The organism is Streptomyces sp. HSS9-12, assembly GCF_054963655.1.
Genome location: NZ_JBUEGC010000022.1, coordinates 50684 through 73756, shown reverse-complemented (window position 1 = coordinate 73756; position 23073 = coordinate 50684). Strand labels below are relative to the sequence as shown.

The window sequence follows — 23073 nt, the reverse complement described above, 5'->3', positions numbered from 1 at the left end:
GCGGGGTCACGGGGAGCCCCCCGCCGCCCTGCCGATCGCCTCGACCAGCGGCAGCATCCGGTGCGGCACCCGCTCGCGCAGGGCCACCTCGGTACGGGTCCGCACCACGCCCGGCAGCTGGATGAGGCGCTGGATGACGTCCTCCAGGTGCTCGTTGTCCCGCGCGACGACCCGGGTCATCAGATCTCCGCCGCCGGTGATCGAAAAGGCCTCGATGATCTCGGGCACCTCGGCCAGCGCGTCCCCCACATCGTCCAGATGCCCCTGGGTCACTTCGATGTGCACGAAGGCGAGGACGGGGTGGCCGAGCGCGGCGGGGGACAGGCGCGGCCCGGTTCCGGTGATGATCCCCTCCCGCTCCAGCCGGTCCAGGCGTGCCTGCAGCGTGCCGCGGGCGACACCGAGGATGCGCGCGTACTCGCGCACGCTCGTGCGCGGCTGCTCCAGCAGCAGCCGCAGGATCCTGGCATCCACCGCATCCACGGCGGCCATGGGCCAACGGTCCCCTTCCGGTCGACTCAACGGGCCCTCGACTGTACCAATGGCACAGTGAGGCAGGGCGCGCTTGAGCCACTGACCCTCTGGATGCTTTCCTTTACCAAGAAATGGCGTTGCCAGGGCTGCGTCGGACGGCGAGGAAGCCGTTCCGTAACCCCCGCAGCGCCTTTGTCATGTCCCGGTATGGAGCAGGAGGGGGCGGGATTACCGCGGTGAAGAGGATGTTCGTGGCACCGGACCCAGGGCTGTTGCGGCTGCGCACCTCCCTGCGCGCCGTCGTCGGCGTCGCACTCGCCGTCGCCGCCGCGGAGCTGTCCGGACTGTCGCTGCCCGCCTCGATCACCGGCGGGCTCGCCGCGCTGCTCGCGCTCTTCAACGTGGCCGACCCCACGGTCGGACGGCAGGCGGTCACCACCGCGCTGCTGCCGGTCGCCGGGGTTCCCGTGCTGGCTCTCGCCGCGGCACTGCACGAACTGCCGGTGCTGCGCGACACCGCGTTCCTCGCGGTCGTCTTCTGCGGGGTCTACGCACGGCGCTGGGGGCCGCGCGGCAACGCGCTCGGCGTCTTCGCGTTCATGATGTTCTTCGCCACGCAGTTCCTGCATGCCGTCCCGGGCCAGCTGCCGGAGCTGTGCGCGGCCGTATTCCTGGCCCTCGCCGCGGCGGCCGTGGTGCGCTTCGGCGCCTGGTGCATCGAGCGGCGCACCCCACCGCCCGCCCTCCCCGCCCTGCCCGGCGGTCGCGGGCTCGCACGCCCCACCACCCGGCAGGCGCTCCAGTGCACTGTGGCCTGCGCCGTCGCGCTCGCCGCCGGCCAGGCCATCTCCGACGAGCGCTGGTACTGGGCCGTTGGCACCGCGTGGTGGATCTTCGTCAACACGGCCTCGCGCGGCGAGACCCTCGTCCGCGGCTTCCGCCGGGTCGTAGGGACCGTCGCCGGCATCGCCGCCGGACTCGTGACGGCCGTGCCGCTGCACGGCGCACCGGGCCCGACCGCCGCCCTGGTCGCCGTTTGCGTCTTCGGGATCTTCTACTCGGCGGCGCCGTCGTACAGCTGGATGATGTTCTTCGTGACGGTCATGGCCGGGCTGCTGTACGGGCTGCTGGGCGTGCTGCACCCGGGCCTGCTCGCGCTGCGGTTCGAGCAGACCGTGGTCGGCGCCCTGGCCTCGGCCCTCGCCGTGGCCGTCGTCCTCCCTGTCACCACCCACGCTGCGACCGACGCGTGGATCCAGCGCGCGCTGCTGTGCGTACGGCGCTGCACCGCGGAAGCGGCCGCGCGGCTGGCGGGCGACGCGAACGCCGACCCGTCGCCGCATCTCGCCGAGCTGGAGGTCCTGCTCGGGCGGGTACGGGCCTCCCTCGCGCCGCTCGTGCACCCCCTCAGTCCCCTCATGGCTCGCAAGGCCCGGGCCCGCCGGGTGATCGAGCTGCTGGACGACTGCGCGCGGCAGGTACGCGGCCTGGCGGAGCTGGCCGCCGCCCCGGAGAGCTCGCATGACGCGCGGCTCACCACCGCCTGCCGACGCGTGGAGGCGGCGGTGCAGTCCCTGGTCACCCCGGGTGCGGAGCCGGCCGACGCGCTCGCCACCGCACCGGCCGCGGAAGCCTCACACCACTCCGGAGCCGAGCGGGCGCTGGCGCACCTGCACCGGCTCGAGGCGGCGCTCTCCGGGCTCGCCGCGCCCCTGCGCAGCTCCCCGCGCCCCTCCCTCTTCGCCCTCACGTCCTGACGGTTGATCGCCCCCATGCAGCTGGTCTGGACCCCCGGTACCGTCGGGCGGGACGGCGACGGCAGCGGCCGAGAGGGGCAGCACGGTGGGCAACGGCTCGGCGCGACGGGCGTACATCGGGTCCTACACCTCGGCCGGCGGGCCGGGCATCACCACGGCGGCCGTCGATCCGGACACCGGGGCACTGACCGTCCTGAACGCCACGGACGCGGTCGCCGATCCGTCCTTCCTCGCCCTCGCACCCGCCGGAGAGGTGCTGTACGCGGTCAGCGAGACCGACGACGGTGCGGCCGCCGCCTTCAGCCTCGCCGACGACCGCGACCGGCCGACTCCGCTGGGCGACCCGGTACCGGTGCACGGCGCGGCCCCCACCCATCTGGCCCTCGCCGCAGGCCATCTGCTGACCGCCAACTACGGTTCGGGCAGCGTCACCGTGCTGCCCATCCGCCCGGACGGCCGCCTCGGGGAGCCGACCCACGTCCTGCGGCACGAGGGCAGCGGTCCGAACCCTGAACGTCAGGAGGGCCCGCACGCCCACGCCGTGGTGCCGGATCCCTCCGGGCGCTGGGTGCTGTCCGTGGACCTGGGCACCGATTCCGTACGCGTCTGCGTCCTCGACCCCGTCGACGGAACACTCACGGTGCACCGCGAGGTGCCGATGCGGCCCGGCACCGGGCCGCGTCACCTGGCCTTCCACCCGCGCGGCGGCCACGCGTACGTGATCAACGAGCTGGCCCCCGGCGTCACCCTCTGCCGGTGGGACGCGGGGGCGGGCGAACTGGAGCCGCTGGGCGAGACACCGGTGTCGTCACGCGAGTTGTCCGGACGGCCGTCCGACGGCGCGGGTGGCCCCTGCTACCCCTCGGAGGTGGTGGTCGCGCCGGACGGGCGCTTCCTGTGGGCGGCCAACCGGGGCCCCGACACCATCGCCGTACTCACCCTCGCCACGAGCGGTGAGGAGCCGCGGCTGGTCGCCGGCGTGCCGTGTGGCGGCCACTGGCCCCGGCACCTGACCCTCGACCCGTCGGGCGAGCGGCTTTACGCGGCCAATGAACGCTCCGGGGACGTCACCTGGTTCGATGTGGATCTCGCGACGGGCATCCCACACCGGACGGGCTCCATCGCCGTCCCTGCGGCGTCCTGCGTCGTCTTCGGCTGAGCCGGCCGGGAAAAACCGCGACGGGGCGGTGACCACATGGTCACCGCCCCGTCGAAGCTACGAACCGGGTCTCACCGCCCTGTCGAAGCTACGAACCGGGTCTCACCGCACCGGGGAGCCGGGCGCCGCCTGCGGGTACTGGATGCCCAGCGCCGTCGCGTACTTCGACACGGCCAGCTTTCCGACCGCCGGGTAGGCGCCCAGGGCCTCGGCGGCCGGGCACTGCGCCTCGTCGGCAGCGGCCTTCAGCAGACCCTCGGCGACCTCCGGACCGATCAGGTACGGCGCGAGCGCCAGCTGCGCCGAGCCGGAGCTGCGCAGCTGCTCGGCGGTCCGGGCGATCGAACCGTCCAGGTCCACGGCGGCGGCGAGTACCGGAACCGCCAGCCGGGCGGACAGCAGCATGCCGGTGATCCCGGCGGCCTGGACGGCCTCGTCCCCGCCAACAGTGGCCAGAATGATGCCGTCAGCGGCCGTGGTCACGGTGAACAGACGGGCGCGGTCGGCGCGCGCGAGACCCGCCTCCGACAGCCGTACGTGCAGCGCCTCCGCGAGCAGCGGGTGGGGGCCGAGTACATCGGTCAGCTCCGCCGGGACGCGGCTGTCCATGATGGCCTGGCGTATCCGGCGCATCAGGGCGCTGTCCGGGCCGGCCAGCAGAGGCACGACGACGGCGACCGGGCCGTCGGCCGCGGGCTCGGGGGACTGCCCCTCACCGGCGAGCCGAGCGGCGCGCGCCGCACGCTCCTCGCGCTCGGCAGCGGCGTGGACCAGCACCGATCCCAGCGTGGGGAACTCCGCGTCGTCCCCGTCCAGGTAGCCGATGCGGGCGTCCAGACCGGGGAGCTCGGAGCGGGCGATGCTCACGACCTCCTCAGCTATTCCACGCGTCTCGGGCCCGGGGTTGCCGGAAACAGCGAGCACGAGCGCAGGGGCACCCTGCGGCGCCGCCAGCGGCTCCGGTTTCCGGTGCCGACCGGGCTGGCGCGGACGCGGCATTCGTACGGGGAGGCCGGATTCGGGCCCAGTGGGGGTGCTCATGCGCCCGCATGTTAATGCCTTGCGCCATGCGCCTGTTCGGGTAGGGGGCGACCGTGCGCTTTCCGTCCCGCTTTATCCGACGATTTTCCGCCACACGTTGGACGTCAGGCGCCGTCGTCTCGTTGCAAGGGCTCGGGAGGCCCTGGCACAGGTGGCAGATGGAGCATGACCGGATCGACCGGAAGCACCAGATTGTCCATGGCGAGCGCGGCGGCGATGCACAGGGCGCCGCCGAGCGGGTCGCCCTCGGCATGCAGCGGTCGTGCGTGCGGCAGTCGCTGCGCCAACTCGGCGCGTACGGGCGCCAGCAGAGGTTCGCCGATTCTGAACAGACCACCGGTGAGCCCTACTTCGCAGCCCTGCACAGTGGGGCAGACCGCTGCTGTCGCGTCGGCGATATGGCGGGCGGCCTCGCGCAGAATGCCCGCCGCGACAGCGTCGTCCGGAGCACAGCGGGCGACCTCGGGGGCGAAGGACGCCAGCACCGCGGGCCGGTCGGTCCGCGGATAGAGCAGCCCTGGGAGTCCGGGCGCCGGGCCGAAGACCTCCTGCAGCCGGGCGAGCAGCGCCGGGGAGCCGCCGGGGCGGCCGTCGTACGAGCGCAGGGCGGCCTCCAGTCCGGCGCGCCCGATCCAGACACCGGAGCCGCTGTCGCCAAGCAGATGCCCCCAGCCGTCGGCACGCCGCCAGCGCCCACCGGTGCGCGCCGCGCTCGCTGCCCGGTCGTCCACACTTCGACCCGAGGGAGAGGACGGCGGGCCGGAAAGGAAACGCGGTGGCGGCGCGGATTCGGCGGCGGCGCCGTCCTCCGGGGCCTCACTGTCCCATTCCACTCCGAGGGCGATCAGCCCGGTGCCCGCCGCCACCACAGCGCCGGGCCGCTGGCCCAGAGCACCGGCGTACGCGGCCACCGCGTCCGCGGCGAGCGCGAGCCGCCCTACGCCGAGCGCGCTCGCCAACGCTCCTGGCAAGGTGGCGCGCAGATCGTTGCCCAGCGTGGACATGCCGGCGGCGCCGACCGCTGCCGCGACGGGCGCCTGTGCACCGGCCCGGTCGATCAACGCCCAGGCGGCGGGCAGCAGTTGCTCCAGCAGGTGCCCGGCGTCGATGCCCCTGGGCCCCGTGCGTACCGGCTCCCGGGAGACGAACGTGTCCACGGGCTTCCCGTCCCCCGCACGCGCGAGCGCGACCCGCAGCCCCGAGCCCCCGGAGTCGACCCCGAGGACCCACGCGGACGCGGACTCCGCCGCGGGGCCGGGCGTCACGGCAGGCGCCAGTCCACCGGCTGTGCCCCCTGCCGCACCAGCAGCTCGTTGGCCCGACTGAACGGGCGCGATCCGAAGAAGCCGCGGTCAGCCGACATGGGGGAGGGGTGCGCCGACTCCACGGCGGGCAGATCGCCGAGCAGTGGGCGCAGATTGCGGGCATCGCGGCCCCAGAGGATCGACACCAGAGGCCGCCCGCGTGCGGCGAGCGCACGGATGGCCTGTTCGGTGACCTCCTCCCAGCCCTTGCCGCGGTGCGCCGCGGGCCTGCGCGGAGCGGTGGTGAGTGCTCTGTTCAGCAGGAGCACGCCCTGCTGGGTCCACGGGGTGAGGTCCCCGTTGGACGGCTGCGGGAGCCCAAGGTCGGTCTGCAGCTCGCGGAATATGTTCTGCAGACTGCCCGGCAGCGGGCGCACATCGGGTGCGACCGAGAAGCTCAGCCCTACCGCGTGACCGGGTGTGGGATACGGATCCTGGCCCACGATCAGGACCCGTACCTCGTCAAACGGCTGCTGAAAGGCGCGCAGCACATTCGGCCCGGGGGGTAGATAGGTCCGGCCCGCGGCGATCTCAGCGCGCAGGAAGTCGCCCATCACAGCGATCCGTTCGGCCACCGGCTCCAGGGCCTTCGCCCATCCCGGCTCGACGATTTCATTCAACGGTCGTGCAGCCACATTGCGTCACTCTACTGGGTCACTGCACGACGCTCCGCACACAGTCGATTTCCTCCCCCACGTGCTTCTCACTCGATGACGGCGGCCCGCACGCACAGCACATCCGGCAGATGGGCGGCGAGCTGCCGCCAGCGCTCCCCGTCGTCCGTGCTCGCGAACAACTCACCGTTGCGGTTGCCGAAGTACACGCCCGCGGGATCGCCGCCGTCCACGCACATGGCGTCCCGCAGCACCGTTCCGTAGTGCTCCCCACGCGGCAGACCCGCGGTCAGCTCCTCCCAGCTCGCCCCGGCGTCGTCCGTACGGAAGACCCGGCACCGCCGCCCGGCGGGCACCCGGTCCGAGTCCGCGTTGAGCGGGAAGAGGTACGCCACGTCGCCCCGGTGGGGGTGGGCCACGACCGGGAAGCCGAAGTCGGAGGGAAGGCTGTCGCCGATCGACGTCCACTGTGCGCCCGCGTCGTCGCTGCGGTAGACGCCCCAGTGGTTCTGCAGATACAGCCGGTCGGGATCCACCGGATCCTGCGCGATCTTGTGCACGCACTGCCCGAACTCCGGGTAGTGGTCGGGCAGGAAGACCGCCTGCACCCCGGCGTTCGACGGCGACCAGCTCGCCCCGCCGTCCAGCGAGCGGTACACCCCGGCCGCGGAGACCGCTACCGTCACCGCATCGGCGTCCCGCGGGTCGGTGACGACCGTGTGGACCGCCTCCCCGCCGCCCCCGGGCTGCCACTTCTCGCGCGTCGGGTGCTCCCACAGGGCCCGCACCAGCTCGAAGGTCTGCCCGCCGTCGTCCGAACGGAACAGTGCGCCCGGCTCGATGCCCGCGTACACCACCTCGGGTGCCGCCGGGCCGGCCGGGTGCAGCTGCCAGATCCGCTCGACCGAGGCACCGGTGTCCTTCGGGAACCGCAACGCGGGCTGCTTCGGCTTCTGCCAGGACGCCCCGAGGTCGTCGGAGTGGAAGACCGACGGCCCGAAGTGTGAGTCGGTCCCGCCGGCCAGCAGCCGGGGCGTGCCGCGGCGCGTATCGATGGCGACCGAGTAAATGGCGTCGGCGGGGAAATAGGGGCCGTCGAACCGCCAGGCTCCGTTTCTCCCCCTGCCGACGATGAGCCCTTTACGGGTGCCTACCGCGAGCAGTACCTCGGTCATGACCGACCACCTCCGGGACGCCGTTGTCCAGTACGAGCCAGTGTGCACCCGGCCACTGACAACAGCGCCCAAAGTGCCATCGGCGCAGCTCAGGCGGCGCGGTGCTGAATCTCACCGGCACGGCTGTCAGAGCCTTCAGCGCCGGCCCCGCGGGACGATGCCGAGGATAGCCACACCGTCGCTGATCTCGGTCGGCGTGCTTGCCGTGTAGCCCAGGACAAGGCCTGGTCGATCCGGGCGCTGGCTGTGCCACGACAGCGGCCGCACCTTCATGCCGCGCTCGAGCGCCGCGGCAGCGAGGCCGGAATCGCTGAACCCGGCTTCGAAGAGGGCTGATCCGGCCCTCCGGCGCGACGGCGGTGGCCTCGACGAGGATCAGTCCGGCGCCGCCGGTGGCCCGTGCGGTGTAGTGCGAGAAGTGCCGGCCGTTCGGGACCCCGGCGTTCGGACCGAAGACCTCGCGGAGTACAGGCACATGGGGGCCATCCAGATGCGGTTGGGGATGGTCAGCGACCGCAGGGTGAAGGGCGGAGGAGCCGCTGTGACCACCCAAGGTGCCCAGCCCCAGCCGCACGCTGGACCATCCGACGCGCGATCAGATCCGGCTCGCGGATGTGCTGCACGCGCTCTCCGACCCCATGCGGCTGCGGGTGGTGCGCTGCCTGGCGGAGGCCGACGAAGAGCTCTCCTGCTCGGTTTTCGAGCTGCCGGTCAGCAAGTCGACGACCACCCACCACTTCCGGGTGCTGCGGGAGAACGGTGTGATCAGCCAGTGCTACCGAGGCACCGCCAAGATGAGCTGCTTGCGGCGCGCCGACCTCGACGCGCTCCTCCCCGGCCTGCTCGACAGCGTCCTCGAGGCGGCCGTCCGGGAGGCCGACCGGCTCGGCGAAGCCTGACCGGACGCCACCTTGGTGCGGATCCCCTCGCCCGCGGCTGTCGGGGACCGGGGGACATGGCATGCGGCGTGCCGACGGACGGTCGGTCAGCCGGCGCCGTACGCCGCCGCCAGCAGCCCGTCCCAGTCCGGGATCTTGACCGTCGTACGACCCAGGCTCCGCCCCAGCTCCGCCTCCGCCGCCTCGATCGACAGCCAGCCCCGCCACTCCACGGGCCGCTGCCCAAGCGCGCGCAGGGCCGCGACCGGGTCCTCGGCCACCCGCCGCTCGGCCAGGCCTGCCGCGTCAGCCACCACGGACGCCGCGGTCTGCTTCGCGCACGGCCGGTTGGTGCCGATGACCCCGGTCGGGCCTCGCTTGATCCAGCCGGCCACGTACTCGCCAGGGGAGGGCACACCGTCGCGCAGCACGCGCCCCTCCGCATGCGGCACCGTCCCGCGGCTCGCGTCGAACGGCAGCCCCGGCAGCGGTACGCCGCGGTAGCCGACGGACCGCAGCACCAGCTCCGCGCCGATCTCCTCGTACTGCCCGGTGCCCACCACACCGCCCCGGCCGTCCGGCGCCGTCCGCTCGAAGCGCACCCCGCCGACTCGCTCACCAGAGGGGTCGGCGAGCACCTCCACCGGTCGCAGGAAGAACCGCAGATGGATGCTGCGCGGGCGGTCTGTGGGCGCCTGGCCGGACGCCCAGCCTCGCAACACCTCCACATTGCGCCGGTTCACCGCCGGGAGCGCGCTGGGATCGGCGTACGCCGGGTCCATCGCGAGCTCGTCGGGCCGCACATGGACCTCTGCCTCCGGCAGCGTGCCGAGTTCGCGCAGCTCCTTGGTGGTGAACTTCGCCTGGGACGGGCCGCGCCGGCCCACCATGTGCACCTCGGTGACCTTGCTGTCGGCCAGCGCGCCGAGCGCCGCGTGCGGCATGTCGGTGGGCGCGAGCTCGCTCGCGCCGCGGGCCAGGATGCGGGTGACGTCCACCGCCACGTTCCCGACGCCGATGACGACAGCCGAGCGCGCACCGAGTACGAACCCGTCCGGTGCGGAATCCGGGTGCGCGCTGTACCAGGAGACGAATTCGGTGGCGGAGAAGCTGCCGGGCAGTGTCTCGCCCGGGATGCCGAGGTGCCGGTCGGTGGCAGCGCCCACGCAGTAGACCACGGCGTGGTAGAGCCCGAGCAGTTGCTCCGGCTGCAGCCCGCCGTCGCCCACCTGCACATTGCCGAGGAAGGTGACCTGCGGGTGCTCCAGAACCATACGGAGATTGTTCTGCAGGGACTTGATCTTCTCGTGGTCGGGTGCCACGCCATAGCGGACAAGGCCGTACGGGCATGGCAGCCGGTCCAGTACGTGCACCTGGACGTCTGGCACGGCCTGCTGCTCGACGAGGGACTGGGCGGTGTAGACCCCGCTCGGTCCTGATCCGACGACGGCGACACGCAGCACGGCGGGCTCCTTCCCGCAGGGTGTCTCCAGCATCGCACCGGTGCGGGCCCGGCGGGAGGTGCCGCTCAGCCACCGCTGGGATGGGATGCCCCCAGCAGGCGCTGGGGAGTGCCCTCTATCGGGGTGCCTTTGGCGTCTGCCGTGCGAGCCGGGGGTGAGATGTGCTGGAGGCCACGATTACGTTAACGATGTGTCGGAAAGTACCGGTGTTTCATCTGTGGATGAGTATGGCGAGCACGTCGGCGTGCCGCCGTGGCCACGATGGGAGCTGCAGGCGTACGGCACGGCGGCGGAATCCCTGCCTCCGTGGGCGGGTGTCCGGCTGACCTTCGCGGACGGCGCCAGGATCGATGTGCTTGCGGTGGTGGCGGCTGAGGGCCGGATCTCGATCGAGGACCTGCGAGCGGAGCCGCCTCTGTCGCTCGATGCGCTGGCGGCGCTCAACGGCCGGATCAAAGGGGCGCTGGAGGACGCCTGCCGGGGCGTCGCCGACCCGGCGCACGTAGCGGATCCGGCTGGTGCCGCTGCGTGGGAGGGTTCCGGCACGGCGGACTCTCAGGGCACCGCGGACGCTCCACGTACCAGCGATCCGGTCGGCACCGTGGAGTCTGGCGCCGTCGCGGATTCACCGGATTCATCCGAGACCGTGGACGCGTTCGCCGAGCCCGCGGGCCAGGCGTGCCCTCCGGCCGGCCGGCCAGAGCGCGGCCGGCGCCGCCGCTCCACTCCGTTGCGCGGCAGTGAGGCCCGGCGCCTCGCGGCGAACGCCTACCGGGCGGCGCAGAGACAGGGCCGGGATCCCGTACTGGCGGTCATGAGCCTCACCGGTCACAGCCGTCGCAGGGCGCTCAGGCTGATCGCGGCAGCCCGGGACGCGGGCTTTCTGGCGCCGCGCCACCGCGGGGGCGCGGGGGCGCGGCCACGCGCCGGGAGCGTCAGAACAGACCGCGCATCCGATTGATCTCAGCCGTCTGCTGCACGACGACGTCGTTCGCCATCTCCTCGACCAGCACGTTGTTTCCCTCCGACAGCACCTCGGCCGCCATGGTGACCGCACCCTGGTGATGGGTGATCATCAGCTTCAGGAACAGCTGGTCGAAGTCGCTGCCGCGCGCCGCACTCAGCCGCTCCAGCTGAGACTTCGTCGCCATGCCGGGCATGGCACCGTGGTCGTGCTCCGCGTGCTCCCTGGGACCGCCATGGGTCTTCAGCCAGCCCTCCATGGCCTTGATCTCCGGCCCCTGCCCGGCCGCGACACGCTCCGCGAGCCGCCGGACCTTCCCTGATGTCGCGTGCTTCGCGGCGAGATCGGTCATCACCAGCGCCTGCCCGTGGTGCTCGATCATCATCTGTACGTAGCGGAAGTCCGCCGAGTTGGGTGTGTTATCGTCATGGGCTTTCTCCGCCTCCTCGGCCGACAGCGTCTTGGCCGGCTCACCCGGCTTTCCCGGTGCCACCACTGAGGGCCCGTCACCCGAGGCGCGCGCGGACGAATCCCCGTCGCAGGCGCCGAGCGCCAGTACGGCGGCGGCCACCATCACCGTGGCGGTCAGCGCGTGGGCGCGTGGCGTCGAACGGCGGTGCAACACGGGCGACCTCCAAAGGAGCGCAAACGCAAATCAGTTGGGGACCGTCCTGGCAGGCTCGGGGCCCCTGGTGATCGAGACAGTTCATTACATATTCGTTGCCCTCTATTGAGATGTACATGGAAAAGGCGATACTGCCGGGGGTCCGCGAACCGTTCAACTTCGAACGGACACAAGGGAGGACGCAGTGACGTCGTTGCACAACACCCCCGTGCGGCGCAGAAGACTCGGCGTGTCGGCGGCCGCACTAGGCCTCGTAGCCGCAGTTCTGACAGCCGGTCCGGCGGCAGCGACACCCGACCCGGGTGACGCACCGTCGAAGAAGAGCGTGAGCAAGAGCGCGGCGGCCGATACCAAGGCCGCCATCCAGAGCGGCGAGATACCCGGCGTTGACGAGGTCGTCCACAGCGACAACGTGACCCACCTGGCCAACATCCCCAAAGACGCCCTCAAGGGGACCAATTCGGACCTTGCCTTCCAGGGCAAGTATGCGTTCACCGGGAACTACGAAGGGTTCCGGATCTTCGACATCAGCAACCCACGGTCCCCGAAGACCGTGAGCCAGGTGCTGTGTCCCGGCCCGCAGAACGATGTCTCGGTCTCCGGCGATCTGCTGTTCCTGTCGGTCGACTCGTCGCGCAATGACAACTCCTGCAGCAGCACCACGCAGCCCGCGACGGAAAAGTCCTCGTGGGAGGGCGTCAGGGTCTTCGACATCAGTGACAAGCGGAATCCCAAGTACGTCGCCGCTGTCGAGACCAGCTGCGGCTCGCACACCCACAGCCTGGTGCCCGACCGCCGCAACGTCTACATCTACGTCTCCTCGTACTCGCCGAACGAGACGTTCCCGGACTGCCAGCCGCCGCACGACGGCATCTCCGTCATCAAGGTTCCGCGTTCGGCGCCCGAGAAGGCCGCGGTCGTGAGCTTCCCGGTGCTGTTCCCCGACGGCGGCAACCCGGGCGCGCCCACCAACCCCGGCGTGTCCAAGACCACCGGCTGCCACGACATCACCGCCTTCCCGAAGCTGAAGCTGGCGGCAGGCGCCTGCATGGGTGACGGCATCCTGCTGGACATCTCGGAGCCGGCCGCGCCCAGGGTCCTCGACCGGGTCGAGGACAACGTCAACTTCGCCTTCTGGCACTCCGCGACCTTCAATCAGAACGGCAGCAAGGTCGTCTTCACCGACGAGCTCGGCGGCGGCGGCGCGGCGACCTGCAACGAGCGTACGGGGCCGAACCGCGGCGCTGACGGCATCTACGACATCGTCGGCACGGGCGACCAGCGCAAGCTCGTCTTCCGCAGCTACTACAAGATCCCGCGCTACCAGGCCGACACGGAGAACTGCGTCGCGCACAACGGCTCGCTGATCCCGGCCCGCGGCCGCGACATCATGGTCCAGGCCTGGTATCAGGGCGGTGTGTCCATCTGGGACTTCACCGACTCCTCGAACCCCAAGGAGATCGGCTACTTCGAGCGCGGCCCGATCTCGCAGGACGCGCTCGCCCCCGGAGGCTCGTGGTCCGCGTACTACTACAACGGCCACATCTACTCGAACGACATCGCCAAGGGTTTTGACGTCCTGAAGATCGACGACCGGCGTACCGACAGCGCCCGGTCTGTCCGGCTGGACGAGCTCAACGTCCAGACGCAGCCCGACTATCGCTGATCCGCGGCCGGTCCATTGGGTCTCCCGGATCCACCGGATCCATGAGGGATTCCCTTGCCGCACACGAACGTTCCGCCGGGCGGCTCCTCGTCCGGCGGAACGCCCCGCTCCCAGGCCAGCCCGTAGCGCTGGAACAGCTCCGCACGCAGCCGCGGCAGCGGCATCGGGGCGCCCGGAACCAGTGCCGCCACCACCGCACCCATCAAAAGCGCGCGCAGCAGCGGGTAGTCGGTGTCCGGATCCTTGGAGCCGTACCGCACCAGGGTCTCGCGCAGCAGCGCGGCGAGCCGCTGCTGCTCCGGGCACTGTACGAACCCCTGTGCCGTCAGTATCCCCGCCATGTGTGTGCGCATCAGGGTGGGATGGTCCCGAGCCAGCCCCAAGATCGCGTCGATGGCCCGGGCCAGCCGCTCCTCGCCGTCGTCGGTGTATGGCTCGCGCTCCAGCGCGGCCTCCAGGGTGCGGTGCATAAGCCGGTGCACCGCGGACTGCAGCAGTTGCCGCTTGCCCGGGAAGTAGTACGAGACCAGGCCGCGGGCCGACCCCGCCCGGTCGGCGATGTCGCCCAAGGTCGTCGCCTCGTACCCGCGCTCGCCCACCAGCTCGACCGTCGCCTGCAACAGACGCTCGCGGGAGCGCCGGCGCAATTCTTCATTGACCGATGCGCTGCGCGGGGACATGCTTTAACTCCTGCGTTGACTGGCTGAGAGCCAGTATACTCAGGGGGTCTTCGGGTGTCGGCCGTATCAAGGTTTCGATGTCCGATACTGCCGTCGTTTCGGGCGACGCGGGGGATCGTCCGAAACGACGGTTTTTGTCGTAGTTGGTCTCTTGCTCACCGCTCCCCACCGGGCGCACGCGGCAGCCGCCACGGCCGCCACCGCCACGCCCAGCAGCCAGCCCTCCAGCACGTCCGAGAGCCAATGCACCCCCAAGTACAGCCGGGTGAACCCCACCCCTACCACGGAGACGACCGCCACCGCGCACGCTGTCCGTAGCCATCGGCCGCGAACGCCGTGCAGCGCCAGCAGCCACACCACCAGGGTGCAGGCCAGCGCCCCCGTCATCGCATGGCCGGACGGGAAGGACGCATAGTGCGCCGAGTCCAACGGGTGGGCCCAGTCGGGGCGATGCCGGTCCACCGCCGCCTTTATGCTCTGCTGCACCGCCGCCCCGATCCCGGTGGCGGCCATGACCACCAGTGCCTCGAGCCAGATGCCGTACCAGAGCAGCAGCAAGGCCGCGAGCAGCAGCAGGCCACGCATCGTCAACGGGTCCCACACCCAGTCCGTCAGCACCCGGTTGGTTTTGGTCCAGGCCGGGTGGTCGAGGGCCAAGCGGTGCAGATCACCGGCGACAGTGTGGTCCGCGGACAGCAGCGGAGCCCACGGGAGGATGACCAGCACCAGCAGGACGACGGACAGCACCCCGCACAGCGCCGCCGTCCACAAGCAGCGCGCGGGCCGGTCGGCTGCGGTGCCGCGGCGTGTTGCGGAGACGGACGGCTCACCCATGACTGAATCTTCGTGTCGACGGCGCGGCGAAGCTATCCCAGCGCGCGGAGAGCGGGGACAAAGGTCACCAGCAGCGGTACGACGGGCACCAGTGCCGCCGCAGCCGTCAGCCGCAGCCGACGGGCCGGGGACAGCCGTGGCGCCGGGGTCAGTAGCCGGTCCACCCGTCGGGGGACCTCCGCGCGCTGTGCCGGAGAGGGGCCGAAAACCCCGCGCTCCTCGTTCAGTTCGACCAGTGCCAGGGCGATCGTCAGCCGCCCGAAGCGCCGTGAGGCGACATCGTCGGCCGCAAGCTCGACGAGGCGGTGCATCTCGTCGCGGAACGCGGCGAAGACCGGCACCTGCGGGAAGCCGATCGCCAGCGCGGACGAGCAGTACAGCAGCCAGTCGTGACGTGCCCGCGCGTGACCCTGTTCGTGCGCGAGGACGGCGTCCAGCTGCCGGCGGTTCAGCCGCCGCAGTGCCGCCGTGGTGATGACCAGCTGCGGCGCGGTGCCCGGCAGCCACCAGGCGTCCGCCCGCTCGCCCTCCAGGACGACGAGCCGGTCCGCGGACGGCCTCTCACCGGGCAGCCGGGGGGAGCGCACGAGCAGATCGGCGCGCCGTTGCTTGCGGCGCGTGCGCGCGGCCCATATCTCGCGGACGAGCATCGCCGCGGTCCACGCACCGCCGCAGGCGAGGGCCGCGGCCACCGCGGAGGCCCACGGACCGTACGAGCGCAGGGCGTATGCCTCGACCACTCCCTGCGGCGCCGGCGCGAACACCGGCTCGCGTACGGGTGCCCAGGCGGCCGCCGAACTCAGCGCCATCGCCAGCAGACAGCACAGCAGTACTGCCGCCACCACGCACTGCCACACCCACAGGGCGAGCACCGGTTCGCGATCCGGCCAGTCGGCACGCGACAGCAGGCGCGGGGCGATGGCCGCTGCCAGCCCGCCGAGTACCAGCAGGGCCAGCGGGAGCATCATGGGCGCCAGCCTACGAGCGCCCGGCTACCCGCGGGTATGGGCATGACCGTGAAGTGACGCACGCCACGGCCGCGGGAGGATTGAAACGCCGCTCCAGGCGTATCAGGGACCGGTGTTCAGGGGGGCACCGGGCAGGGCGCGGTCAGACGGTGAGCAGCATGGCGAACATGCCCATCGCCATCGACACCCGGCACGCGGTCGCCAGCTCGGGACGGTCCACCCAGGCCGGGGCCGTGCCCGTGGCCCCGGTGGCGACCGGTGACGCCGCTGCGGCGACCGGCACGATCCGCACCCCGGCGTGGAGTACGTACACCGCGAAGTACGCGAGCAGCGCGCCCGTCAGCGGCGGGATGCCGCCTGCCATCCCGCCGCCCCCGTGCCCCGCGTGCTGCCCGGCCCCGCCGCCGGCCAGGGCCAGCGCCATGTAGACCATCGCGAGAGAGCCCACCGCATGGTGCAGATGGTGCGCACCGGCCCGGGCGAGAAACAGTCCCCGCAGCGCCGCGACGGCGAACACGCCGGTGAACACCGGAGCCACCCAGGGCTGCGAGCCGACAGCCGCCACGGGCAGTGCCATCGCCGCCATCCCCAGCGCCATCAGCGCCTCCCCGGCCGCGCTGTGCCGTAACTCCGGGGAGCGGGACCGCAGCCGCAACAGGCAGTACACGCCGCTCGAGCCGGACGTCACGACCATCAACCAGCCCACCACGGGCGGTCCGTGCACCGCGCACCTCCCGGATCGCAGCGGATACGCCCGGAGGATGCCTGCGGCCGCGGCCGACCGCGAGAGCGCACGGCAGCGCATCGGCGCAACGGGGGAGCGCGGCCGCCCGCAGCCCTCAGCGCACGGGTCCGGCCCGGCGGCTCAGATGCCGGGTCGGTAGCGCATCGGGTGATCTTCCGGAACCTCGACGACGCAGATCCTGGTTCCGTCGGGATCGGCGATCCACATCTCGACCAGCCCCCACGGCTCCCGCAGCGGCGGCCGCAGGATCTCCACACCCCGAGCGACCAGCTCCTTGTGGGCCGCCGCCACGTCGGCGACCTGGAGCCACAGCTGGAGCCCCGGCGCGGGCGGCTGCTCCGAGCGCCCCGCGACCTCCAGGAACCCGCCCCCGAGGAAGTACACCGTCCCCCGCTCGGGCCCGGTCCCGAACTCCCGGTAGACCGCCAGCCCCAGCGCCTCGCCGTAGAAGGCCCGCGACCGCTCGGGGTCGGTGGGCCGCAGCAGGATCCGACTGCTCAGTACGTGCACCATGTCTGGACCCTACGCGGCAGCGCCCGTCACGAAACGGGAAGACGGGGCCGCTCCCGGGCATTGCTAGCCTCGTGAGAACCGCCCCCCGGCTTACCTTGGGGGGGCACCTACGAGAGGATCCCCGCACGTCATGGACACCGCCCCGGCCCCCGCCCTCCGGCCGACCTTCCGCGACGCCACCGAGGGCGACGTCCCGGCCCTCGTCGAGCTGGTGGACTCGGCATACCGGGGCGACAGCAGCCGTGCGGGGTGGACGACGGAGGCCGATCTCCTCGAGGGGCAGCGGGCCGATGCCGAGATGCTCCTGGCCGCGGTGAGGAGCCCGGACAGTCGGATGCTGGTGGTCGAGCAGGACGGCGAGATGGTGGCGTGCTGCCAGCTGGAAAGCCGCGGCGACCATGCGTACTTCGGCATGTTCGCGGTCCGCCCGCAACTGCAGGGCGCGGGCCTCGGCAAGGTGATCATCGCGGAGGCGGAGCGGGCGGTGCGTGCGCAGTGGGGCGCGCGCGAGATGCACATGACGGTGATCACGGCCCGGGAGGACCTGATCGCCTGGTACGAGCGCCGCGGCTACCGGCGCACCGGGCAGCTGAGCCCCTTCCCGTACGGCGACGAGCGCTTCGGCATCCCGCAGCGCGACGACCTGCAGTTCGAGCTGTTGGTCAAGCCGCTGCCGTAAGCGCTCACCGCGACCCTCACACCACCGCGCGTGAACTATGCGGTGAAGCGGCCCGTGCGCTTGATCTCCGGGTAGTCGGTGGTCGCGCCGTCCAGCCCCAGCGCGCGGACCAGCCGCAGATGGTCCTGGGTGTTGACCACCCAGCCGATGACCTTCAACCCCGCTGCGCGCGCCCGCTCCACGACCTCGAGTGTCAGCCTGCGGATGTTCAGCACCAGCATCCCGGCGTCCACTGCCCGCGCGCGGTCCACGACATCGGTTCCGTACCGGCTGGCGACCAGTCCGGTCCGTACCTCCGGCAGCAGCCGGCGCATCTCGGCCAGCGCCGTGTCGTGGAAGGACAGGACCTCCACCCGGTCGAGGAGGCGGCGGCGCTCCATCACCTCGGCCAGCGCCCGGGCCGCGCCCACGTCCTTGATCTCCGCATGCAGGGGGGCCTTCACGGCGTCGAGGACCTCCTCGAACACCGGGATGCGCTCGCCCTGTCCGGCGTCGAGTTCCCGCAGCTCGGCGAGGGTGAAGTCGGCGATCGGACCTTTGCCGTCGGTGGTGCGGTCCACGTCCGCGTCGTGCATCACCACCAGGGTGCCGTCCTTGCTGAGGTGCAGGTCCAGCTCGATGACGTCCATGCCCTCGTGGTCGGCGCGGACGAAGGAGCGCAGCGTGTTCTCCGGCTCCACGCCCATGACTCCGCGGTGTCCGATGGTGAGGAAGTTCACGGCTGTCTCCATTCCGGCGACACGGCGGCCCGACACGGCATCGCGGCGGGCGCAGAGCGGCTCCCTGCGGCAGCAGGCAGCCTAACGGCAGGCCTTGCGGAAGGGGCCTGCCCAGAAGGGAGCCGCCCCAGTCTCACCCGTCGGTGGGAGACGCCGGACCGTGCTGACGCCGAGGCCGCGTCATGCATCTGGGCGCGTGACACCTCCACGCATTCCGCGAGCAGGCTCGGAACATGGCGGCAGGAGTGGGAACAGCGATTGCGGGTAACGTCCCCGGCAGGAAGAATCACGGTCAGAGCCGGAGATCGACAGGATAATTTCCTGTTCGTCCACTTGAACGAGGGAACCTCGCGTGGATACGGTGGCGCCACGCGAGGTTGTCCCGTGGAGGAAGAGAAATGACGGAAATTCTTGTGCAGGGCCGTGTGGAAGGCGGCGATCTGCCCGCGCAGCGGGTGATCGAGCACCCTGCTTGGTCTGTACTCAAGGATGCCGTTGAAGAGATCCGGCCCTGGCAGTCCAAGGACGGTTCGATCGACTTCGAGGTCGAGGGCGCCCCCGCCCGCGCCACCGCGGAGCGCGCTGTCCACCGCGTGATCTCGGCCATCGAGGACCTCGCGCCGCTGCTCCCGCATGACGCGGACTACCACCGGGCGCTCGTCGCCGACCTGCGCCGCTGGGCGGAGGGTGGCTTCGCCGTCCCGGACTTCCTCGACTCGCTGCTCGCCTTCCAGCCCGCGCAGCAGCGCGTGGACGGCCTGCAGCACCTGGTCGTCTTCCCGATGTACACCCAGAACGGCAACCCCGACCGCAACCTCGAAGCCGTCGTGCTGCGCGTGGTCTGGCCGGACTGGCTGGCGGAGCTGGAGCGCACGCGCTACGACAACCCGCTCTTCCTCGGCATCACCTTCGAGGACTTCACCTCCGGCTACGACACCAACTCCGCGGTTCTCTTCCCCGAGACCATCGCCGTCCGCGAGGCCCCTGAGCGCTTCACCTGGGGCGGCATCTTCTGCGACCGCGAGGCCGCGCGCTTCCGCCGCGTCAGCAAGGCCGCCGTCGAGGCCCTGAGCATCGACCTCCCCGAGGACATCCGGGCGCTGCTCGACGACCAGGCGCGCTGCCAGGAGGCCTTTGTGCTGTGGGACATGGTCCACGACCGCACCCACAGCCACGGCGACCTGCCGTTCGACCCCTTCATGATCAAGCAGCGCCAGCCGTTCTGGATGTACGGGCTGGAGGAGCTGCGCTGCGACCTCACCGCCTTCAAGGAGGCCGTGAAGCTCGATGCCGAGGGCGTCGCCCAGGCCCGTGACGTCCAGTACGCGGTGATCTTCGACCGGATGTTCCGCTTCCCGGTCACCGGTGACCGGGTGCGCAATTACGACGGGCTCGGCGGCCAGCTGCTGTTCGCCTATCTCCACCAGCACGACGTCGTCCGCTGGACCGACAACAAGCTGCACATCGACTGGGACCGTGCCCCGCAGGTCACCAACCAGCTCTGCGCCGAGATCGAGAAGCTGTACCGCGACGGCATCGACCGCCCCAAGCTGGTCCACTGGTTCGCCGCGTACGACCTGGTCTCGACCTACCTCGCCCCGCACCCCGGCTCCACGTGGCACAAGGGCCCCGACGCGCTCGACCTGTCGCAGCCGCCGCGCAAGCTCGTCGACGACGTGCTTCCGGATGAGTTCCCGCTGAGTATGTTCTACGAGGCGCTGGCCAAGAAGCTGAAGAATGTGATCGCCTCGACCAAGGGCATCACCGCGCAGAGCGTCGCAGAAGAGGGCGCGGCAACAGCCGCTCCAGTGGAGCCGGTGCGTGCACCGGATGCCGCGTGAGCGGGAGTGGCGAGGAGGCAACGAGCATGACCAGCAACGGCAAGGGCTCCCTCGAGGGTGCCGTGGTGGCGGTGGCGGGTGCGGCAGGCCCGGCCGGGCGCGCGACCCTGCTGCGCCTCGCGGAGGCGGGCGCCACCGTCGTCGCTTCCGACGCGGACGCGGCGCGGCTCGCCGAGGCCGTCGACCAGGCCCGTTACGCCCACGGCGGCGCGACCGTCACCGGCGACACCGTGGACCTGCTCGACCTCGACGCGACCCGGGAGTGGGCCGACCGTACGGAGAAGGAGTACGGCCGCGTAGACGGCCTGATCCATCTCGTGGGCGGCTGGCGCGGCAGCAAGACCTTCGCCGACGCGCCTCTGGCCGACTGGGACACCCTCCACAACCTGCTCATCCGGACCGTGCAGCACACCTCGCTCGCCTTCCACGACGTGCTGCAGCGCAGCGGTCGCGGGCGCTATGTGCTGATCAGCGCGGCCGGTGCGAGCAAGCCCACCGCCGGCAACGCCGCGTACGCCGCCGCCAAGTCCGCCGCCGAGGCGTGGACGCTCGCGCTCGGCGACTCCTTCGCCAAGCTCGGGGGCGAGGCAGGGCCGTCCGCGGCAGCTGCCATCCTGGTGGTGAAGGCGCTGCTGCACGACGCCATGCGTGCCGAGCGCCCCCATGCGAAGTTCGCGGGCTTCACCGACGTCAAGGAGCTGGCCGAGGCCATCGTCGGCGTCTGGGACCGGCCCGCCGAGGAAGTGAACGGAAAGCGCCTGTGGCTGACCCCGCAACCGTGACGACGACCGACGCCCAGCGCCACCACGATCCCCAGGTGCGCGGTTTCGCCAGCGACAACTACGCGGGCGTGCACCCGGAGATCCTGGCGGCGATCGCCCTCGCCAACGGCGGTCACCAGATCGCCTACGGCGAGGACGACTACACCGCGCATCTGCAGGAGGTCTTCCGCGGCCACTTCGGCCCGCGCGCCGAGGCCTATCCGGTCTTCAACGGCACCGGTGCCAACGTCGTCGCACTCCAGGCCCTCACCGAGCGGTGGGGTGCGGTCATCTGCGCCGACACCGCGCACATCAACGTCGACGAGTGCGGTGCGCCCGAGCGGGTCGGCGGTCTGAAGCTGCTGACCGTACCGACCGAGCACGGCAAGCTCACCCCGGAGCTGATCGACCGCGAGGCGTACGGCTGGGACGACGAGCACCGCGCCCAGCCGCAGGTGGTGTCGATCACCCAGACCACCGAACTGGGCACCTGCTACACCCCCGACGAGATCCGGGCGATCTGCGAGCACGCGCACGAGCGCGGGATGAAGGTCCACCTCGACGGCTCGCGCATCGCCAACGCCGGGGCCACCCTCGGCGTGCCGCTGCGGACGTTCACCACGGACGCCGGCGTGGATGTGCTCTCCTTCGGCGGCACCAAGAACGGGCTGCTCTTCGGCGAGTGCGTCGTGGTGCTCAACCCGGACGCGGTGCGCGCGATGAAGCATCTGCGCAAGCTGTCGATGCAGCTCGCCTCCAAGATGCGCTTCGTCTCCGTGCAGTTCGAGGCGCTGCTCGCCGGGGACCTGTGGCTGCGCAACGCCGCGCACGCCAACGCGATGGCCCAGCGGCTGGCGGCAGGGGCGCGGGCGGTGGAGGGCGTGGAGATCGTCCACCCCGTCGAGGCCAACGCCGTGTTCGCGGTCCTGCCGCACGACGTCTCCGAACGGCTGCAGAAGCACTACCGCTTCTACTTCTGGGACGAGGCGGCCGGACTGGTCCGGTGGATGTGCTCGTTCGACACCACCGAGGCCGATGTGGACGGCTTCGTCGCTGCCGTCCAGGAGGAGATGGGCAAGCGATAGATCCCTGCCCCGGCGCGCACCGTGGCCGACGCCGGTCCGGACGACCGTCGCCGGCCCCTTTTCCGGCTGAAAGGAGCACGGCAGAACGCCTCTCACAGAGCGGAATTCGGCATGCCGGGAACATCGAGCAGCGCGCGCACCTTGTGCGCCCGCCTTTCGATGGGAACGGCCGGACCGGAAGCCACCGCGCACACGGGCGACGGCCGGCAGCGGCAGCCCAGAGAGACCTGGTGATGAATACGGCGCTGAAGGGCACAGAATGCCGTGCGGCCCGCGATGTTGGCACCACCCCTCAGCGCCGCGGCGATAAGTGCTGCTCAGCCTCGGTCGCGGTGCGTGGTGCCCGCCTGGGCGGGGGCCGGGGCGGTGCCGCCGAGGTGCGCCGGGATCCACCAGGTGTCGTCCGGGCCCTTGGGGCGTACGGGGTACGCGCGCTGCGCCGCCTCCAGCAGTTCCTGGACCCGGCCGCGTACCCGATCGGTGAGGCTCACCGCCGACTCGGCCGGGTCCGCCGGCATCGGCTCGCCCACCCGCATCGTGATCGGGATGTGGTCGCGGCCCAGGTTGCGCGGCCGCCCCTTGGTCCACAGCCGCTGGGTGCCCCACAGCGCCATCGGCAGCAGCGGCACGCCCGCCTCCTGCGCCAGCCGCGCGGCACCCGACTTGAAGTTCTTCAGCGTGAAGGACGGGGAGATCGTCGCCTCCGGGAACACCCCGACGACCTCGCCCGAGCGCAGCGCGTTGAGCGCGTGCTCGTAGGCGTGCTCGCCCCGTGAGCGGTCCACCGGGATGTGCTTCATCGCCCGCATCAGCGGCCCGGACACCTTGTGCCGGAAGACCGATTCCTTCGCCATGAACCGCACCAGCCGCTTGGCGGGCCGGGCGGCGAGCCCGCAGAACACGAAGTCCAGATAGCCGATGTGATTGCTGACCAGGACCGCCCCGCCACGCGCCGGTACGTGCTCGGTCCCCTGGATGTCGAAGCGCAGGTCGAGCGCCTTGAACATGGCGTGGGCGAAGCCGATCACCGGCTTGTAGACGAGCTCTGCCATCGCGGAGGACCCCTTCTGTACCCGGGGAGGGCTCTCCCGGCGGAACTTACGCGGCCGTAGGTTTTCGGCTCCGGCG

General features: G+C 71.4%; 23 protein-coding genes and 1 pseudogene. 9 read left to right on the top strand and 15 right to left on the bottom strand.

The features are described 5' to 3' along the window. Positions 1-6: 6 nt before the first annotated feature. Entirely contained in the window at positions 7-492 is a 486-nt protein-coding gene (locus ACY34J_RS14380; protein WP_462726804.1) for an Lrp/AsnC family transcriptional regulator, read from the bottom strand. Positions 493-719: 227 nt separating this feature from the next. Between ACY34J_RS14380 and ACY34J_RS14375 the strand changes: the two genes are divergently transcribed. Together ACY34J_RS14375 and ACY34J_RS14370 are read left to right on the top strand one after the other, a co-directional pair. After that, a complete protein-coding gene (locus tag ACY34J_RS14375; protein WP_462726869.1) occupies positions 720-2231 on the top strand; it encodes an FUSC family protein in 1512 nt (503 codons plus the stop codon). A gap of 85 nt (positions 2232-2316) precedes the next feature. Continuing rightward, positions 2317-3390, top strand: coding sequence for a lactonase family protein (locus ACY34J_RS14370; protein WP_462726805.1), 1074 nt, complete (start codon positions 2317-2319; stop codon positions 3388-3390). Between the two features lie 102 nt (positions 3391-3492). Here the strand turns inward: ACY34J_RS14370 and ACY34J_RS14365 are convergent, their stop codons facing one another. The 5 genes and pseudogenes from ACY34J_RS14365 to ACY34J_RS14345 form a co-directional block, all read right to left on the bottom strand. Further along, positions 3493-4431 carry a sirohydrochlorin chelatase gene (locus tag ACY34J_RS14365; RefSeq protein WP_462726806.1) on the bottom strand — a complete coding sequence of 313 codons (939 nt, stop codon included), beginning with the start codon at positions 4429-4431 and terminating at the stop codon, positions 3493-3495. Positions 4432-4535: 104 nt separating this feature from the next. After that, positions 4536-5696, bottom strand: coding sequence for a BadF/BadG/BcrA/BcrD ATPase family protein (locus ACY34J_RS14360; RefSeq protein WP_462726807.1), 1161 nt, complete (start codon positions 5694-5696; stop codon positions 4536-4538). Beyond that, entirely contained in the window at positions 5693-6370 is a 678-nt protein-coding gene (locus ACY34J_RS14355; RefSeq protein ID WP_462726808.1) for a uracil-DNA glycosylase, read from the bottom strand. The genes ACY34J_RS14360 and ACY34J_RS14355 overlap by 4 nt, the downstream gene beginning before the upstream one ends. Before the next feature lie 68 nt (positions 6371-6438). Next, on the bottom strand, positions 6439-7524 hold the full coding sequence (locus tag ACY34J_RS14350) for a WD40/YVTN/BNR-like repeat-containing protein (protein ID WP_462726809.1): 1086 nt from the start codon (positions 7522-7524) through the stop codon (positions 6439-6441). A gap of 328 nt (positions 7525-7852) precedes the next feature. After that, positions 7853-8010 (bottom strand): annotated as a pseudogene (locus ACY34J_RS14345) (NADH:flavin oxidoreductase/NADH oxidase); the annotation flags it as partial. 68 nt (positions 8011-8078) lie between these two features. On the opposite strand from ACY34J_RS14345, the gene ACY34J_RS14340 reads away from it, so the two are divergent. Next, positions 8079-8423, top strand: coding sequence for an ArsR/SmtB family transcription factor (locus ACY34J_RS14340; RefSeq protein WP_462726810.1), 345 nt, complete (start codon positions 8079-8081; stop codon positions 8421-8423). Between the two features lie 86 nt (positions 8424-8509). Here ACY34J_RS14340 and ACY34J_RS14335 read toward each other — a convergent pair whose 3' ends face one another. Then, entirely contained in the window at positions 8510-9898 is a 1389-nt protein-coding gene (locus ACY34J_RS14335) for an FAD-dependent oxidoreductase (protein ID WP_462726811.1), read from the bottom strand. A gap of 184 nt (positions 9899-10082) precedes the next feature. Between ACY34J_RS14335 and ACY34J_RS14330 the strand changes: the two genes are divergently transcribed. Next, positions 10083-10826 carry a DUF6214 family protein gene (locus tag ACY34J_RS14330; protein ID WP_462726812.1) on the top strand — a complete coding sequence of 248 codons (744 nt, stop codon included), beginning with the start codon at positions 10083-10085 and terminating at the stop codon, positions 10824-10826. Here the strand turns inward: ACY34J_RS14330 and ACY34J_RS14325 are convergent. After that, positions 10801-11403 carry a DUF305 domain-containing protein gene (locus ACY34J_RS14325; RefSeq protein ID WP_462726870.1) on the bottom strand — a complete coding sequence of 201 codons (603 nt, stop codon included), beginning with the start codon at positions 11401-11403 and terminating at the stop codon, positions 10801-10803. The genes ACY34J_RS14330 and ACY34J_RS14325 overlap by 26 nt on opposite strands. A gap of 235 nt (positions 11404-11638) precedes the next feature. Here ACY34J_RS14325 and ACY34J_RS14320 point away from each other — a divergent pair, with 235 nt between their 5' ends. Next, positions 11639-13120 (top strand): LVIVD repeat-containing protein, encoded by a 1482-nt coding sequence (locus tag ACY34J_RS14320; protein WP_462726813.1) that lies wholly within the window; start codon positions 11639-11641, stop codon positions 13118-13120. Here ACY34J_RS14320 and ACY34J_RS14315 read toward each other — a convergent pair. The 5 genes from ACY34J_RS14315 to ACY34J_RS14295 form a co-directional block, all read right to left on the bottom strand. Then, positions 13111-13800: a TetR/AcrR family transcriptional regulator gene (locus tag ACY34J_RS14315; protein WP_462726814.1), complete on the bottom strand. Its 690-nt coding sequence runs from the start codon at positions 13798-13800 to the stop codon at positions 13111-13113. The two genes, ACY34J_RS14320 and ACY34J_RS14315, sit on opposite strands and share 10 nt — an antisense overlap. Before the next feature lie 66 nt (positions 13801-13866). Then, the gene (locus ACY34J_RS14310) at positions 13867-14634 is read right to left on the bottom strand and encodes a phosphatase PAP2 family protein (protein WP_462726815.1); all 768 of its coding nucleotides are present in this window, start codon (positions 14632-14634) and stop codon (positions 13867-13869) included. Between the two features lie 32 nt (positions 14635-14666). Further along, complete coding sequence (locus ACY34J_RS14305; RefSeq protein WP_462726816.1) at positions 14667-15602, bottom strand: M56 family metallopeptidase; 936 nt, start codon at positions 15600-15602, stop codon at positions 14667-14669. Between the two features lie 142 nt (positions 15603-15744). After that, the gene (locus ACY34J_RS14300; protein ID WP_462726817.1) at positions 15745-16326 is read right to left on the bottom strand and encodes a DUF5134 domain-containing protein; all 582 of its coding nucleotides are present in this window, start codon (positions 16324-16326) and stop codon (positions 15745-15747) included. Positions 16327-16467: 141 nt separating this feature from the next. Further along, positions 16468-16860: a VOC family protein gene (locus tag ACY34J_RS14295; RefSeq protein WP_462726818.1), complete on the bottom strand. Its 393-nt coding sequence runs from the start codon at positions 16858-16860 to the stop codon at positions 16468-16470. A gap of 130 nt (positions 16861-16990) precedes the next feature. On the opposite strand from ACY34J_RS14295, the gene ACY34J_RS14290 reads away from it, so the two are divergent. Further along, positions 16991-17539: a GNAT family N-acetyltransferase gene (locus ACY34J_RS14290; protein WP_462726819.1), complete on the top strand. Its 549-nt coding sequence runs from the start codon at positions 16991-16993 to the stop codon at positions 17537-17539. Between the two features lie 35 nt (positions 17540-17574). On the opposite strand, the gene ACY34J_RS14285 is transcribed toward ACY34J_RS14290, so the two are convergent. Next, positions 17575-18258 (bottom strand): glycerophosphodiester phosphodiesterase, encoded by a 684-nt coding sequence (locus ACY34J_RS14285; RefSeq protein WP_462726820.1) that lies wholly within the window; start codon positions 18256-18258, stop codon positions 17575-17577. Positions 18259-18656: 398 nt separating this feature from the next. Here ACY34J_RS14285 and ACY34J_RS14280 point away from each other — a divergent pair, with 398 nt between their 5' ends. The 3 genes from ACY34J_RS14280 to ACY34J_RS14270 are packed head-to-tail and all read left to right on the top strand — an operon-like array spanning position 18657 to position 21945. Beyond that, positions 18657-20099 carry a DUF6421 family protein gene (locus ACY34J_RS14280; RefSeq protein WP_462726821.1) on the top strand — a complete coding sequence of 481 codons (1443 nt, stop codon included), beginning with the start codon at positions 18657-18659 and terminating at the stop codon, positions 20097-20099. 26 nt (positions 20100-20125) lie between these two features. After that, complete coding sequence (locus ACY34J_RS14275) at positions 20126-20881, top strand: SDR family NAD(P)-dependent oxidoreductase (RefSeq protein ID WP_462726822.1); 756 nt, start codon at positions 20126-20128, stop codon at positions 20879-20881. Next, positions 20860-21945, top strand: a complete 1086-nt coding sequence (locus ACY34J_RS14270; RefSeq protein ID WP_462726823.1) for a threonine aldolase family protein — start codon at positions 20860-20862, stop codon at positions 21943-21945. Before ACY34J_RS14275 ends, ACY34J_RS14270 begins: the two co-directional genes overlap by 22 nt. 317 nt (positions 21946-22262) lie before the next feature. Here ACY34J_RS14270 and ACY34J_RS14265 read toward each other — a convergent pair whose 3' ends face one another. Next, entirely contained in the window at positions 22263-22997 is a 735-nt protein-coding gene (locus tag ACY34J_RS14265; RefSeq protein ID WP_462726824.1) for a lysophospholipid acyltransferase family protein, read from the bottom strand. Positions 22998-23073 lie beyond the last annotated feature (76 nt).

Excerpts from the sequence above, each read along its gene's own strand:
- ACY34J_RS14380 (WP_462726804.1), bottom strand. The coding sequence starts at position 492 with ATGGCCGCCGTGGATGCGGTGGATGCCAGGATCCTGCGGCTGCTGCTG.
- ACY34J_RS14310 (WP_462726815.1), bottom strand. The coding sequence starts at position 14,634 with ATGGGTGAGCCGTCCGTCTCCGCAACACGCCGCGGCACCGCAGCCGAC.
- ACY34J_RS14265 (WP_462726824.1), bottom strand. The coding sequence starts at position 22,997 with ATGGCAGAGCTCGTCTACAAGCCGGTGATCGGCTTCGCCCACGCCATG.
- ACY34J_RS14315 (WP_462726814.1), bottom strand. The coding sequence starts at position 13,800 with ATGTCCCCGCGCAGCGCATCGGTCAATGAAGAATTGCGCCGGCGCTCC.
- ACY34J_RS14365 (WP_462726806.1), bottom strand. The coding sequence starts at position 4,431 with ATGAGCACCCCCACTGGGCCCGAATCCGGCCTCCCCGTACGAATGCCG.
- ACY34J_RS14295 (WP_462726818.1), bottom strand. The coding sequence starts at position 16,860 with ATGGTGCACGTACTGAGCAGTCGGATCCTGCTGCGGCCCACCGACCCC.
- ACY34J_RS14280 (WP_462726821.1), top strand. The coding sequence starts at position 18,657 with ATGACGGAAATTCTTGTGCAGGGCCGTGTGGAAGGCGGCGATCTGCCC.
- ACY34J_RS14305 (WP_462726816.1), bottom strand. The coding sequence starts at position 15,602 with ATGATGCTCCCGCTGGCCCTGCTGGTACTCGGCGGGCTGGCAGCGGCC.
- ACY34J_RS14290 (WP_462726819.1), top strand. The coding sequence starts at position 16,991 with ATGGACACCGCCCCGGCCCCCGCCCTCCGGCCGACCTTCCGCGACGCC.
- ACY34J_RS14335 (WP_462726811.1), bottom strand. The coding sequence starts at position 9,898 with ATGCTGGAGACACCCTGCGGGAAGGAGCCCGCCGTGCTGCGTGTCGCC.
- ACY34J_RS14275 (WP_462726822.1), top strand. The coding sequence starts at position 20,126 with ATGACCAGCAACGGCAAGGGCTCCCTCGAGGGTGCCGTGGTGGCGGTG.
- ACY34J_RS14350 (WP_462726809.1), bottom strand. The coding sequence starts at position 7,524 with ATGACCGAGGTACTGCTCGCGGTAGGCACCCGTAAAGGGCTCATCGTC.
- ACY34J_RS14375 (WP_462726869.1), top strand. The coding sequence starts at position 720 with ATGTTCGTGGCACCGGACCCAGGGCTGTTGCGGCTGCGCACCTCCCTG.
- ACY34J_RS14325 (WP_462726870.1), bottom strand. The coding sequence starts at position 11,403 with ATGGTGGCCGCCGCCGTACTGGCGCTCGGCGCCTGCGACGGGGATTCG.